This window comes from Actinoplanes solisilvae, from assembly GCF_003999975.1.
Lineage (GTDB): Bacteria > Actinomycetota > Actinomycetes > Mycobacteriales > Micromonosporaceae > Actinoplanes > Actinoplanes solisilvae.
The window spans coordinates 272287-286568 of the sequence record NZ_RJAC01000007.1; the positions used below are offsets into that span (position 1 = coordinate 272287).

Consider the following 14282-nt stretch of genomic DNA (forward strand, 5'->3'; position numbering starts at 1 on the left):
AATCGGAGGGCAAACTTGAACCAATCAGAAAAAAGCACCTCGCGTTCGCAGGATTGATGGCCGCGGCCACCTGTGTCTGGAGCGCTCGCGGCCGTGCGCACGGCCGGCTGGCCGCCTGTGGAGGAAACGCTCACTGCTGCCGTTAGGCTTTCGGGCTGTGAAGCGTGGTGAGGCGGTTGACCCACGCCCGGGGTCGAAACTGAGCCTGGGCCTTGAACTGCGCCGGGCGCGCAAGGCGTTCGGATTCCCGCCTGTCACACGGGCTCGCAAAGGCGGCGCACTCGGGGTGACCGCCGACCTCAGCCCCGAACGGCTGCTCGTGGCGTACGCGAATGGAATCTTCCCCTGGCCGACCTCGGGGGTGCCGATGATTCCGTGGTTCTGCACGAATCCTCGGACCGTGCTCGTGCCCGCGCAGATCACGGTCAGCCGCAGCCTGCGCAAAGACCTGCGCCGAGCGCCCTTCACCACCACCTTCGACCAGGCCTTTCCCGAGGTGATCGCGGCCTGCGCGAGCATGCCGAGGCGGGAGGGCAGCACGTGGATCACGCCCGCCATGATCGCCGCCTACACCCGGCTGCACGAACTTGGATTCGCCCACTCGGTCGAAGCCTGGAACGGGGATCGGCTCGTCGGCGGGCTCTATGGCGTGTCGCTGGGAGCGGCCTTCTTCGGCGAGTCGATGTTCCATCTCGAGTCGGACGCGTCGAAGGTCGCCCTCCACAGGCTGCTCGACACTGTCCGGGCCTGGGGTTTCCACCTGGTCGACTGTCAGATGATGACCTCCCACGTGCGCCGGATCGGTGCGCTCGAGTGGGAGCTCGACCACTTCCAGGAACGCCTCGAAGCGGCCCTGGCCGAGGAGACGCGGCGCGGCCCCTGGCCCGCCGACCCGGCGCCGGTCGACCGGGAGATCCTCGTTCAGACGTGATCCGGGGGCACCGGGCCGGTTGAGTCGCGGACGATCAGGGTGTGGCCTGTAGAGCGGCGGCGCGGGCGGGCGGCCAACGGGCGTAGCGCCAGGGCCAGGGCCATCTTGCCCATCTCGGTCATCGGCAGGCGGATCGTGGTCAGGCTGGGGGCCAGGTCGGCCGCTACCGAGACGTCGTCGAAGCCGACCACGGACATGCGCTCCGGAACGGGTACGCCGCGGGCGCGCAGTGTGGACAACACGCCGATCGCCATCGCGTCGTTGAGCGCGATGATGGCCGTTGTGGACGGGTGATCGCGCAGAATTCGCTCAGTCGCGGCCACTCCGCCGTCGCGGGTGAACTCGGTGTGGACAACCGGGAGTCCGTCCATCGACAGACCCGCCTCACGCAGGGCCGACGCCACGCCGGCCATTCTGTCCACAACCGTGTTCAGTTCGGCCGAACCCGAGGCCAGCGCTATGCGGCGGTGCCCGAGCGACAGCAGGTGCCGGCCGATCTCGCGCCCGCCGGCCTCGTTGTCGGGCAGCACCGCGTCGACCCCGAGCGTGTGGCGGCCGATCACCGCGACCCGCCCCCCACCGCGTACGAAAGTGGAAAGCTCGTCGCGGGCCGCGGCCTCGTGCCGTGCGTCGGCGAAACCCGAACCGGCGACGATGATGATGCGTACGCGCTGGTTGATGAGGTGGCGGATCTGGCGCAGCTCGTGCTCGGGGTCGCGGCCGGAGTGGCAGATCTGCACGAGCAGCCCCTGCTCGTCGGCGACCCGGATGACGCCCCCGGCGATCTCGGAGAAGTACGGGTCGTCGACCTGGTGCACGACCAGCCCCACTGTAGAGCTGGCCCCGCCGGCCAGAGTCCGGGCGTACGGGTTGGCGACGTATCCCATCTCCTCGGAGATCCGGCGGATGCGGGCCGCTACCTCTTCGCTCACTCCGTCGCGGCCGGCCAGCGCACGGGAGGCGGTGGCCAGCGAGACGCCGGCGCGTTCGGCGATGTCGACGAGGCGCAGCCTCACACCGGGCTTGGGCATGTGTTAACTCTCCCCAAGACATAGCCGTCAATGTTTCTAGGGTGTTGCAAGTGACGCATCGATCACTTTAGGCTACGTAAGCGCTTTCGCAAGCGCTTACGTCCCGGCGAGGTCCGGCAAAGGAGCTGCGAGCAATGCGTTCACCCGCTAGACGTACATCCTGGGCCCTGGCGCTCAGCGCGACCCTGTTCCTGACCGCCTGCGGAGGCGGAGACGAAGGCGGCGAGGGCAAGAGCAGCGACGATCCGATCGTCGTGGGCATCTCGCTGCCGCTGACCGGGGATTTCTCCGAGCCCGGCAAGGGCGTCCAGGAGGGGTACGAGGCCTGGGCCAAGATAACGAACGACAAGGGCGGTCTCCTCGGCGGCCGCAAGATCGAACTCAAGATCCTCGACGATCAGTCCAACGCGGACCGGGTCGTCGCCGACTATGAACAGCTCATCGGCAGCGACCAGGTCGACCTGGTCGTCGGTCCCTTCTCGACCCGTCTCGTGGTGCCCTCGGCCCGGGTCGCGCAGGAATACGGCATGCTCTTCGTCGAGCCGGCCGGCGCCGCCGCCGAGGTCTTCAACCAAGGTTTCAAGAACCTGTTCTACGCGGCCCCGGCCGTCGCCGACGACCACTACAACCACCTGGCCGAATACCTGCTCGCACTGCCTGCGGACAAGAAGCCGAAGACCGTGGCGTACGCGGCGATGGACGACCCGTTCGCACAGGGCACGGCGTACGGCTTGAAGAAGAAGCTGGAAGCGGGCGGCGTCAAGACCGTTGTGAACGAGGTCTACCCGCCCAACACGACCGACTTCGGCAGCATCGCGGCGAAAATCGCGGCGGCCAAGCCCGACATGGTGGTCGGCGGCTCGCAGTACCAGGATGGCGTCAACCTGATCGTCGCCCTGCAACAGCTGAACTATCAGCCGAAGCTGGCCGCTTTCTCCACCGCCCCGACCAGCCCCGAGTTCGCCAAGGCGATCGGCAACAAGACGGAGGGCATCCTCTCGCCCACCGGCTACAGCCAGGACGCGCCCTACCCGAGCAACAAGGAGTTCGTGGAGAAGTTCACGGCCCAGTTCGGCAAGGCGCCCGAGGAGGACCAGGCCAACGGCTACACCACCGGCCAGGTCGTCGCGGCGGCGGTCGAAGCGGCGGGCTGCGCCGAGCAGGGGGAATGCCAGCAGAAGCTGATCGACTGGCTGCACGGCAACAAGGTCGAGACGGTCGTCGGGCCGCTCTCGTGGGACGCGACCGGCAAGCCGCAGGGCGCCCACATGATCCAGCAGTGGGTCGGCAACGACATCAAGATCGTGCTCCCGGCCGACGCCAAGGAGGCCGAACTGATCTATCCGAAGCCGGCCTGGTGATCCGCTGATGCCGTCCGGTGCGCTGCTGTTCCAGAGCATCATCCTCGGTCTGCTCCTCGGCGGGCTGTACGCCCTGCTCGCCGCGGGGCTGACCCTCTACTTCGGCATCATGCGCGTGGTGATGATCGCCCACTCGGCGTTCCTCATCCTGGCCGCCTATCTGGCCTGGTGGACCCACTCCCGGCTGGGGATCGACCCGCTGCTGTCGATGGTGGTGACCGTGCCGTTGTTCTTCGGCGCGGGGGTGCTGCTGCAACGAGGCCTGCTGTCCCGGCTGCGCCCGGCGACGCTCACGATGATGTCGGTGCTGATCACCTTCGCGATCGCTCTGTGCATCGAAGGCCTTCTCGGGTACGCCTTCTCGGGCACCCAGCGGCGCATCCAGCTCGGTTACGGCACGGCCAGCTTCGACCTCTTCGGTGCGCGGGTGGCCGTCGTCAAACTGATCGCGTTCGGTTTGGCGACGGTCTCGCTCGCCGCGCTCTACCTGTTGATGAAACGCACACAGTTCGGCTGGGCGTTGCGCGCGACGATCCAGCACCGCGACGCGGCCCGTCTGGTCGGCATCGACACCGAACGCACAGCCGGTTTCGGTTTCGGACTGGGACTGGCCACGGCGGCGATCGGCGGCACGGCGCTGGCCCTGGACACCACCATCTACCCGTCCCTGCACTGGCACTGGATCGGCCCGCTCATGGCGATCATCGTCGTCGGCGGTCTGGGCAGCGTCGCCGGCGCCGCCGCGGCCGCGTTGCTGCTGGGCCTGGCGCAGAGCCTGCTCCAGATCCCGATGGGCGCGACGTGGGCCCAGACGGTGTTCTACGTGGCGTTGTTCGCCACCCTGGCCGTCCGGCCGCAGGGATTCTTCGGAGGCCGCCTTGCCCAACGCTTCTGACGCCGCCTCGACGCCCGCCGCCGAGCAGCCGTCGGGCGCCGCGCCGACGCCCGCCGCGCAGCCGTCGCACGCCGCTCTGCCGTCGGGCGCCGCGCCGACGCCCGCCGCCGCGCAACCGTCGGAGGCCGCCCCGGCCCCCGGCGCCGCTTCGAGCTTCAGAACTCCGAGCAACTGGCTGCCGTTGGGGGCTGCGGCCTTGCTGATCGTGGCAATCCTGGTTTTCCCCAGTCTGGCGCCTAACCCCTACATCCTGTCCACAGGTGTGATCGTTCTGAATTGGGCTGTGCTCGCGACGGCCTGGAACTTCGTCGGCGGGTTCACCGGGTATATCTCGCTCGGGCACGGGGCACTGGCCGGCCTGGGCGGATATGCGACGGGGTTGCTCGTCGCCAAGGCTGACATGCCCAGCTTCGTCGCCCTCGTGGTCGCCGCGCTGCTAGTGGCCGCGCTGGCGATACCGATCGGGTTTGCCGCTTTGCGCGTTCGCGGGGCTTCGTTCGTGATTGTTTCGATCGCTCTGGTGCTCATTCTGCTGCTCGTTTTCCAGAGCTGGTCGTCGGTGACGGGCGGTTCGCGCGGGCTCGTGGTGCCGCGTCCGTTCCCGGGGATGCTGCGGCCCGAGCATCACCGGGTCTTCTTCTTCCTCTACGGCGGGCTGCTGTTGCTCGCGTTGCTCACCTGGTGGCTTCTCGACAGGTCGCGGTTCGGCATGGGCCTCAAGGCGATCCGCGAGGACGAGGACAAGGCCGAGTCGCTCGGTACGCCGACGTTCGCCTACAAGTTGACCGTCTTCGTCATCTCGGCCGCGTTCACCGCGCTGGCCGGCGGGCTCTACGCCCTCTGGTTCGGCGATCTCGACCCGGTGTTCCAGTTCTCGGTGCTGACCGGTTCGTACATCGTGTTGATGGCGCTGCTCGGCGGTGTGCGCAACCTGTTCGGGCCGCTGCTCGGTGCGCTCGTCGTGGGGATCGCGCTCGAATACTTCAAGGTCGAGTTCGGCAACAGCCCGCTGCACCTGGTCACGACGGGCCTGCTGCTCGGGCTCGTCGTCATGTTCATGCCCGACGGCGTGATCCCGTCGCTGACCGCGCTTGTGCAACGGCTGCGCAATCGCGAGGCGAGCTCGATCCGCGAGGTCACGGCAGCAGATCTGGCCGAGCAACGTCGCCGCGAACAGGAGGGGGTCAATTCATGACGATGCCCGCGGTGGTGCGACATGCGCGTTCGGGCGACCTGCTCATGACTGCGCAGACGGTTGGGCGAGTTGTGCGTGAGAGGGCTTGCTCATGACGCTGCGGACTGAGGGGTTGCGGAAGGCGTTCGGCGGCGTGGTCGCGCTGGACGGGGCTGATGTCGAGTTTCTGCCGGGCAAGGTGAACGCGCTGATCGGGCCGAACGGCAGTGGCAAGACGACGTTCTTCAACTGCGTCACTGGGATGATCAAGCCGGACGAGGGGCGGATCTTCTTCGGGGAGCGGGACCTCACCGGTCGGGCGCCGCACGTCGTCGCTCGGGCCGGGGTCGGGCGGACGTTTCAGCTCTGCCGGGTGTTTCCGCGCATGACGGCGGTCGAGAATGTGCTCGCGGCTGTTCGGCCGGGCGGGTTGTTGCGCGGTTTGCGCAGTGCACATCGCCGCTCTGAGATCGAACGCGCACACAACTGGCTCACGCGGCTCGGCATCGAGCACCTCGCCGAGGCCGAGGCGCGCAATCTGTCGTGGGGCCAGCAGAAGCTGCTCGAGCTGGCCGGTGTGCTGATGGGTGAGCCGCAGACGATCCTGCTCGACGAGCCGGCCGGTGGCGTCAACCCGGCTCTGCTCGATCGCATCGGAACGCTGGTGCGCGAATTGAACAGTGAAGGCCGCACGTTTGTGATCGTCGAACACAACATGGACCTCGTCATGAGCATCAGCGACCACATCGTCGTGTTCGACCGCGGACGGCCGATCGCGGCCGGCCCGCCCGAGCGGATCCGCACCGACGAACGAGTGCTGGGGGCCTACCTTGGTGTCTGAGATCGAGCTGGTCGACGTCCAAGCCGGCTACGGGCGAGCGGCTCCGGTGTTGCGCGGCTTCAGCGTCGCGGTCCCCGCCGGTTCCGTGGTCTGCCTGGTCGGGCCGAACGGGGCGGGCAAGTCCACGGTTCTGAAGGTGGCCAGCGGTCTGCTCGGTCCGCGAGAGGGCCGGGTGCTCGTCGGTGGCCAGGATATGACCGGGCAGGGGCCGCAGAAGATGCTCGCGGCCGGGGTGGCGCTCGTCCTTCAGGGCCACAGCGTGTTCCGCGAGATGACCGTCGAGGAGAACGTCTTGCTCGGCGGCTACACGCTCACCGACAAGGCCAAACGCGCAAAACGTGCAGCTTTTGTGAAGGAACTGTTCCCCGTGGTGGGGGAGCGCTGGCATTCGCTCGCCGGGCTTCTTTCGGGTGGACAGCAGAAGCAGGTCGAGTTTGCGCGTTCGCTCATGGTCGATCCCAAGGTCGTGCTGCTCGACGAGCCGTCCATGGGTCTCGACCCCAAGGCCACGAGCACGATCTTCGAGCAGGTCGCCCGGATGCGCGATGCGGGCACGGCCGTCCTGCTGGTCGAGCAGAACGCGCGGCGTGCCCTGCAGACCGCAGACCTGGGCTGTGTGCTCGACCTTGGGCGCGTGCACATCTCCGGCCCGGCGGCCGACCTGCTGGCCGACCCCCAGCTCGGCGAGCTCTACCTGGGCGGCCGCCCCGCCGAGAAACCACCGGTGCGATAGCCGAACCGCACTGCGAACGCTCCGTCCACAAACCAGCAGTTGGCTGGTCGAACCTGACCGCGAACGCTCTGTCCATAACCGGCAGTTGGCTGGTCAAACCGCACCGCGAACGCACCGTCGAGAACAGCCAGGCCCCCCGCGAGACTCTCGGCGGCCGATGCCGTCGAGCGACCACCTGTCAGCCAGCAGATGAGAGGTGCTCCACATGCGAAGAACCGGACGCGTCGCCGTTGCTGTCGCCGCGGTCCTGGCGGCCGCCGCGGCATCGACGCCCGCGTCGGCCGGCGGTGATCCTGGGCCGCGCGACGTCCATCCGTCCCTGCGATCGAGTCTGGTCGCCTTCTACGACTTCGATCATCCGATGCGCGGCGACCCCGCGCTCGAACAGGACCAGGGCCGCTCCAGCACCGAGATCGAGCTGGTCAACGGCGGGGCGGCCATGCGGGTCGCCGACCGTGCCTATCCCGGGGGTGGGCGCGTTCTGCAGACCCGGCAGGTCAACCCGGGCGTTGCCGGCAACGACGACTGGAAGGCCGGCATCTATTCGGCCAGCGGAGTGCGCACATTGCGCGCTTTCAACGCCGTCGAGGGCACGACCGTGATGGGCTGGTTCAAGCGCAGCATGGACGGCCCGGCCGCCGGCTTCAACGCGATCGGACTGGCCGGCGTCCTCACGGGCGATTCCGACGGGCACGGCGTGCGGGCTCTGCTCGAACTCATCGACGTCAACGGTGAGCTGAAACTGGTTGCCCTCGGCCGGCGGATCGACGGCGGGAACTCGCAGACCTTCGCGGCCAACGAGGACTGGCGCACGCTTCTGCCCAAGGACAAGTGGGTGCACTTGAGCGCCACGTTCGACTTTTCCACAGGCACCATGGCGCTGTACCGAAACGGTATCGCCGTGCCCGGCTTCTATACCCGCAGCGACGACCCCTGGCTGGTCAACGGGCCCGGTCCGCACGTGACCACGGCCTCCGACCCGCGCGGCATCAAGATCGGCGGGAGTTTCCCGCAGAACACGCTCGAACGCAATCCGTGCGACTGCCGCATGGACGCGCTGATGTTCCTCGACCGCTCGCTCTCCCCCCGCGAGGTCGCGACCCAGTACCGCACGATGATCCGCTAGGAGTCCCCATGCGAAAACTCGTACTGGCCGCCGTAGGCGCGGTGCTTCTGTCCACATTGGTTGGTGTTCCGGCGTACGCCGCTGACCCGGCCGCGATCTCCGATCCGGTTCCCACCGAGCCGGTCACGTCGAAGCTCGGTCTCGTGCTGACCGAATACGCGCAGTTCCCCAAGAGCGAGACGAACCCGCCGCTGATCGACCAGCGGCTGAACCGGGTCGCCCGCATCAACACGATCATGGAGCTGCCCGACGGATCCGGCCGCCGTGCCGTGCCCGACCTCAACGGCAACCTCTACCTGGTGAAGAACGGTGTCCCGCACGTCTACCTCGACGTCGCCGCCACGTTCGCCCCGCAGTTCTTCTCGGGCCGCGGCCTCGGGCAGGGCTTCGGATACGTCGCGTTCCACCCCGACTTCCAGCGCAACGGCCAGTTCTACACGATCCACACCGAGCAGGCCTCGCTGACCACGGCGGTGCCTGACTACCGCCAGACGAATGTGCTCTTCCACGGCGTCATCAACGAGTGGAAGGCCACGAACCCGGCCGCCGACACGTTCGAGGGCACCCATCGCGAGGTGTTGCGGGTCGGCTTCGGCGGGCAGATCCACGGCATCCAAGAGATCAACTTCAACCCGACCGCGAAGCGCGGCAGTGCCGACTACGGCAAGCTCTACCTGGCTGTGGGCGACGGTGGACAGGGTGTGAACAACACCGATCCACAGAACCTGGCCCTGCCGCACGGCAAGCTCATCCGCATCGACCCCGCGGGCAACAACTCACCCAACGGCAAGTACGGCATCCCTGTGGACAACCCGTTCGTCGGGCGCGAGGGGGCCGCGGGCGAGATCTGGGCGTACGGCTTCCGCGACCCGCACCGGTTCAGCTGGGATCGCGGCACCGGCAAGCTCTACCTCGGGCACATCGGCGAGCACTCCATCGAAGCCATCTACGAGGTGCGCCCTGGGGACAACTTCGGCTGGAGCGAGCGCGAGGGACGGTTCGTCTTCGACAAGACGCCGACCACACCGTGCGACCGGCTCTACCCGCTGCCGGCCGACGACAGCGGCTACGTCTACCCGGTCGCCGAATATGACCACAACCCCGCGCCCGGCTGGAACTGCACCTCGGACGTCGGCGTCGCGGTCGCGGGTGGCTTCGTCTATCGCGGCAAGAACGTGCCCGCGCTGAAGGGCAAGTACGTCTTCGGCGACCTCGTGGACGGGCGTGTGCTCTACACCGAGGCGAGCGAGATGCGGCGCGGCCGGGCCCCGGCGACGATCCACCGGCTCAACCTCTTCACCCCGGCGGGCATCCCCGTACGCATGCAGGACCTCTCCGGCCCCGGCGCGCCCGGCGATCCCAACCGGGTCGACCTGCGCTTCGGCACCGACGCGCAGGGCGAGCTCTACATCCTGGCCAAGGCGAACGGCAAGATCTGGAAGGTCACGGGCACCAGGACGTACGCCTCGGCGTTCGCAGGGCCGGCACTGACGATCCCCGCGCCGCGCGCGTCGAACTGGGCGCCGGTCACCCCGTCGAAGTGGCAGTTCAGCGGCGGTCAGGTCATCCTCGCCGAGGCCGGCGTTCAGCGGCCCGGCCCGCGACGGCCTTTCGAGTACGCCGTGCTGACCGCGGGACCGGTGTGGAAGTCGGTCGACATCAGGGCCCAGGTGCGGCTCGACGAACCGGTGGCGGTGACGAACCGCGACGTGATCATCGTGTTCGGATACCAATCCGACACGGAGTTCTACTACGCGCATTTGTCGACGGACAACACGATCCTTCCGCACAATGGCATCTTCAAAGTGAACAACGCCGACCGGGAGCGAATCGATTATCAATGGAACGGACGTTCACGCGGAGCGAACCCGGCCGTTGTGGATGAGCAGTGGCACAACGTGCGGGTCAAGCACCTGCCGGCCACGGGGGAGATCGCGGTGTATGTCGACGGGTCGAGCGATCCACTGATGACCGCGCGGGACACCACGTTCACGTCGGGCCGGGTCGGCTTCGGATCGTTCGACAACATCGGACGCCTGCGCGGCCTGATCGTCAACGGCACACCGGCCACCTCGTAACGGTTCGAGCTGATCACACGGCGGGCCGACGTCCCTCGAGGGGCGTCGGCCCGTTCGTGTGCAAGACGGTTGAGCGGTCGCTCAGGGCCGGGATGTCAGTCCTGGACGAAGCTGTTGAGCGATTGCTCAGGGTGGGGTGCTCGGCGCTGCAACGGGTGCTCAGAGCGCGTCGGCCCCGCCTGCGGGCGGCAGCAGGCCGGAGTCGTCAGCGACGGGAGGCTCGGTGGCAGCGGGTTCGGTCACGGCGGGTTCGGTCGCGGCGGGTTCGGCAGGCGTCGTGTCGGTCGGGACGGGTGTGGGCTCCGGGTTCACCGTGTCGGTCGTGGGTGCCGGGCCGGTCGTGTCGGCCGCCGATCCTGGGCTGGGCTCGTCGATCGGAGCGGTCGTCGGCGTCGGGAGCGGCGCCGGCTCGGTCGCGGCGGGCGTGGGCTCAGTGGCGGGTCCGGGCTCGGTGGTGGCGGGCTGGTCTGCGGCCGGTTGGCCGCCCCCGGACTGCGGGCCGTCTGGCTGTGGTGCGCCGGGCTGGGGAGCTTGCTGCGGTGCGCCGGGCGGGGGCACGAGTTGCGGGCCACCGGGCTCGCCGGTTGTGCCTGCGGGCCAGCCGTGGGCGCCGGGGAGGCCGTGGACGTCGCCCATGACGATGACGACGATCCTCGGGTCGCCGCCGCCCGGCCCGCCGGGGTGGACTGCATAGGGGGCGTTGGCGGCGCCCGTCGGCGCGTTCGGGTCGGGGTCGGCGGCGAGTGCGGATGACGCCGGGGTCAGTCCGAGGACCGCGGCTGCGGCCAGGCAGGCGCCGGCCGACAATTTCTTGCGCATCTCAAATTCCCTCCGGGACTACGTCAGGTCTGGGACAGCTCAGCACACCGAATGCGCTCGGCAAGCTCGATTCCGGCCATTGCCCGCAACGCTTTCCGGGGACCGGAAACTGCCCCGGAAACCCGCGGATAACGCTGTTCGGCCCGGGTATACGGGGTATCACGGGAGGACTTTCCCCGCGAATTCGGATGTCCGTGTTTCTTGTGGGGAAGGCCTCGGTTTCCGGTTCGGCGACGCGGGTACGGGCGGACCGTCGGCCTGGCTCGATGGAGTGCGTCGTCCCGGCGTACGGGAAGAAGGTCTTGATGGCCTGGATGGATGAGGTGCGGGAGCGTGCCCGGGCCCGGATCGAGCAGGCCCGTCAAGGGGTCGGTGCGCCGCCGTTCGCCGAGGACCCGCGGGTCACCCCGGTGGTGATGGTCGATGCCGCGCCGCGCGACGAGGACAATCTGGTGCCGCGGCCGATCCGGGTGGCCGCCGCCTGGGCCTGGCGCATCGTGCTGTTCTTCGCGCTCGGCTGGGTGCTGATCCGGGGGCTTTCGCACCTCGACGTGGTGCTCATTCCCGTGCTGATCGCGATCCTGCTGGCGGCGCTGTTCCAGCCGGTCTCGGCCTGGCTCGGCCGCCACGGCATGAGTCGTTCGCTGGCTGCGGCGCTGGTCGAGATCGGCGCGCTGATCATCGTTCTCGGCGGGCTGAGCCTGATCGTGAACACGTTCGTCTCGCAGATCGACACGCTCAGCTCGCAGGTCGGCGACGGGGTGCGCGAGGTGCAGGACTGGTTGGTCAGCGGGCCGCTGCACCTGTCCCAGCAGCAGATCGACGATGCTGTCTCGTCGGTGCAGCGTACGGTCACCGAGAACCGGGGCGCGCTCACCTCGGGCGCCGTGACCACCGCGACGACGGTCGGCGAGGTCGGGGCCGGCTTCTTCCTCACCCTGTTCACGCTGTTCTTCTTCCTGCGCGACGGCGACGCGATCTGGCGCTTCCTGTGCCGCCTGCTGCCGGCCCCGGCCCGCGTGCCGACCGCTCGCGCCGGGCACTACTCGTGGCACACGCTCGTCGCCTACGTGCATGCGACGGTTCTGGTGGCTTTCGTCGACGCGATCGGCATCGGGATCGGGTTGTTCGTGCTGAAGGTTCCGCTTGCCCTGCCGCTGGCCGCGCTGGTCTTCCTGGGCGCGTTCATCCCGGTGGTGGGGGCCACGCTCAGCGGCGCCGTGGCCGTGCTGGTGGCCCTGGTGGCGGTGGGGCCGGTGCGGGCGCTGATCCTGCTCGGCGTGGTCATCGCGGTGCAGCAGCTTGAAGGGCACGTGCTGCAGCCGCTCATCATGGGGCGCGCGGTGAACCTGCATCCGCTCGCGATCGTGCTGTCGATCGCCAGCGGCATCATCCTGGCCGGAATCGTGGGCGGGCTCATCGCCGTACCCACGCTCGCGGTCCTCAACACCGCGGTGCGTTACCTGGCCCATCATCCGAGCGGCGAGCCGACGCCCGATCGTGAACCACCGGGAACCACCGAGCCCGGGGACGACACCACGCCCGACGCACCGCCGCCGGGGCCGGACAGCCCGCCACCGGCCGAGAGCAGCGTGGACAAGCCGGCGTAGCCCTCGGGCTGACTCTCGGGGATTCCGCCTCCTCCCCGCTGTGCGCCTGCCTAGCGTCTTCGTAGCGGGGAGCATGTGCATGCACCCCTGTCACTATTGAAGATCTGCGATGGAGCCCCTAGGTTCATCAGTCACGGGGATCAACGGCCTGACCAGGACCGTGTCCTCGCCGGACCACGAGCCGGACCGACCGAGGAGGAACCTTGGAGACGCACCCGCGCCCGTCAGCGGTCAGCCGCCGTCGCATGCTGGCCATCGCGATGGGCGGAGCCGCGACTGTCGCCCTTCCCGCGCCCGCCTGGGCCGCGACCGGGCCGCGTCCCGGCGCCGCGAACCCGCCCACGTTGACCGGGCACGACATCGACGTGGCCAAGCGCGTGTCGGCGCGGCGCGCGCTCGAGCATCTCAAGGTGCTGTCGATCGGCATCGGGCCGCGCATCGGTGGCACGAAGTCGGAGCGGGTCGCGGCCGGCTACATCGGGGGCGTGCTCGACAAGCTCGGGTACGACGTGAACCTGCAGCCGTTCGCCGTGGCCGACAAGTTCCTGGCCCAGCTCAGCTCGCCGCGAGGGCTGCCGACCGACCTGAACTGGCAGGTCGGGGCGTCGCCGCACGCGAAGCTGGACACCAAGGTGCGCGGGGACGTGCTGGACGCCAAGCTGGGCGGCGAGGCCGACTACCCGGCCGACGTGACCGGCAAGATCCTGCTGATCGACTACGTGGCGGCGACGCGCGAGCAGGTCGTCGCGCTGGCCGTCGCGCGCAAGGCGGCCGCGGTGATCTTCCTGCCGGCCGACCTGGTCGAGCCGCGGCGGGCGTCGGCGTTCAGCCCGCAGCTGCCCGGGTTCGCCGAGACGCCGGTGGCGATCCCGGTCGTCGGGGTGGCGCAGGCGCAGAAGCACCGGCTGCGCGCTCTGCTCGCTTCGCGCAGGTTGCCGCTGACGCTGTCGACGACGGCGCACCGCGGTCTGACGTCGCACAACGTGATCGCCGACGCGCCGCGCCGCCGGGGTGCCCCGGCGGACGGGCCGGTGGTGATGGTGAGCGCCCACTACGACACGGTGATCGGCGCGCCCGGCGCGAATGACGACGGCTCGGGCACCGTGCTGTGTCTGGAACTTGCGCGCGTGTTGCGCAAGCTGCCCACGAACGCGCACGTGCGGTTCGCCCTGTGGGGATCGGAGGAGCAGGGGCTGATCGGGTCGCGCTACTACGTGGCCCAGCTGCCGCAGGCCGAGCGGGACCGGATCCTGGCCGTCTACCAGAACGACATGGTCGCCACCAGCTGGGACCCGGCCACGCGGTACTGGCTGCTGTCGTTCGACGGCCTGGCCAACCGGGCGACCGACGAGGTGACGGCGGCCGCCACGCGGCTCGGCTACCAGCCCCGGATCTCGCCGGTGACGCTGCGCGGCTCGAGCGACCACCAGTCCTTCCAGGAGGTCGGGATCGCCTCGGCCAACTTCTCGTGGCGCGGGGAGGAGTCGCCGGCCCTGCTGGAGCCGCCGTACCACAGCCCCGAGGACACGATCGCCAAGAACATCAGCCTCGAACGTCTTCAGGTGTCCCTCGAGCTGATCGGCTCCGCCGCCTACGCGACAGCGGTCGCCTGACCGTTCCGAGTTGCTGCCCCGCCGCCGCTGCCCTCGTTCGTCGACGGGCGGCTTCGGCGGGGCTGTTCGC

Annotated in this window: 12 protein-coding genes; 10 read left to right on the forward strand and 2 right to left on the reverse strand. The window is 68.9% G+C overall.

Annotated features, from left to right (window positions below; translation table 11 throughout):
• The first annotated feature begins 286 nt into the window (after nucleotides 1-286).
• On the forward strand, nucleotides 287-931 hold the full coding sequence (gene aat, locus EER30_RS20825) for a leucyl/phenylalanyl-tRNA--protein transferase (protein WP_240670189.1): 645 nt from the start codon (nucleotides 287-289) through the stop codon (nucleotides 929-931).
• Here the strand turns inward: aat and EER30_RS20830 are convergent.
• Nucleotides 922-1962: a LacI family DNA-binding transcriptional regulator gene (locus EER30_RS20830; RefSeq protein ID WP_127502162.1), complete on the reverse strand. Its 1041-nt coding sequence runs from the start codon at nucleotides 1960-1962 to the stop codon at nucleotides 922-924. The two genes, aat and EER30_RS20830, sit on opposite strands and share 10 nt — an antisense overlap.
• Nucleotides 1963-2096: 134 nt before the next feature.
• Between EER30_RS20830 and EER30_RS20835 the strand changes: the two genes are divergently transcribed.
• The 7 genes from EER30_RS20835 to EER30_RS20865 all read left to right on the forward strand — a co-directional run bounded on the left by EER30_RS20835 (nucleotide 2097) and on the right by EER30_RS20865 (nucleotide 10170).
• The gene (locus EER30_RS20835) at nucleotides 2097-3323 is read left to right on the forward strand and encodes an amino acid ABC transporter substrate-binding protein (protein ID WP_127502163.1); all 1227 of its coding nucleotides are present in this window, start codon (nucleotides 2097-2099) and stop codon (nucleotides 3321-3323) included.
• A gap of 7 nt (nucleotides 3324-3330) precedes the next feature.
• Nucleotides 3331-4218, forward strand: coding sequence for a branched-chain amino acid ABC transporter permease (locus EER30_RS20840; RefSeq protein ID WP_127502164.1), 888 nt, complete (start codon nucleotides 3331-3333; stop codon nucleotides 4216-4218).
• Nucleotides 4202-5413, forward strand: coding sequence for a branched-chain amino acid ABC transporter permease (locus EER30_RS20845; protein ID WP_240670190.1), 1212 nt, complete (start codon nucleotides 4202-4204; stop codon nucleotides 5411-5413). Before EER30_RS20840 ends, EER30_RS20845 begins: the two co-directional genes overlap by 17 nt.
• Before the next feature lie 91 nt (nucleotides 5414-5504).
• A complete protein-coding gene (locus EER30_RS20850; RefSeq protein WP_127502250.1) occupies nucleotides 5505-6233 on the forward strand; it encodes an ABC transporter ATP-binding protein in 729 nt (242 codons plus the stop codon).
• Entirely contained in the window at nucleotides 6226-6966 is a 741-nt protein-coding gene (locus tag EER30_RS20855; protein ID WP_240670191.1) for an ABC transporter ATP-binding protein, read from the forward strand. The genes EER30_RS20850 and EER30_RS20855 overlap by 8 nt, the downstream gene beginning before the upstream one ends.
• Nucleotides 6967-7171: 205 nt before the next feature.
• Entirely contained in the window at nucleotides 7172-8092 is a 921-nt protein-coding gene (locus tag EER30_RS20860) for a LamG-like jellyroll fold domain-containing protein (protein ID WP_127502166.1), read from the forward strand.
• Between the two features lie 8 nt (nucleotides 8093-8100).
• Nucleotides 8101-10170, forward strand: a complete 2070-nt coding sequence (locus tag EER30_RS20865) for a PQQ-dependent sugar dehydrogenase (protein ID WP_127502167.1) — start codon at nucleotides 8101-8103, stop codon at nucleotides 10168-10170.
• Between the two features lie 159 nt (nucleotides 10171-10329).
• Here the strand turns inward: EER30_RS20865 and EER30_RS20870 are convergent, their stop codons facing one another.
• Complete coding sequence (locus EER30_RS20870) at nucleotides 10330-10989, reverse strand: hypothetical protein (protein WP_127502168.1); 660 nt, start codon at nucleotides 10987-10989, stop codon at nucleotides 10330-10332.
• 305 nt (nucleotides 10990-11294) lie between these two features.
• Between EER30_RS20870 and EER30_RS20875 the strand changes: the two genes are divergently transcribed.
• Together EER30_RS20875 and EER30_RS20880 are read left to right on the forward strand one after the other, a co-directional pair.
• The gene (locus tag EER30_RS20875; RefSeq protein WP_127502169.1) at nucleotides 11295-12599 is read left to right on the forward strand and encodes an AI-2E family transporter; all 1305 of its coding nucleotides are present in this window, start codon (nucleotides 11295-11297) and stop codon (nucleotides 12597-12599) included.
• Nucleotides 12600-12802: 203 nt separating this feature from the next.
• Nucleotides 12803-14212, forward strand: coding sequence for a M28 family peptidase (locus EER30_RS20880; RefSeq protein WP_240670192.1), 1410 nt, complete (start codon nucleotides 12803-12805; stop codon nucleotides 14210-14212).
• The last annotated feature ends 70 nt before the right edge of the window (nucleotides 14213-14282 follow it).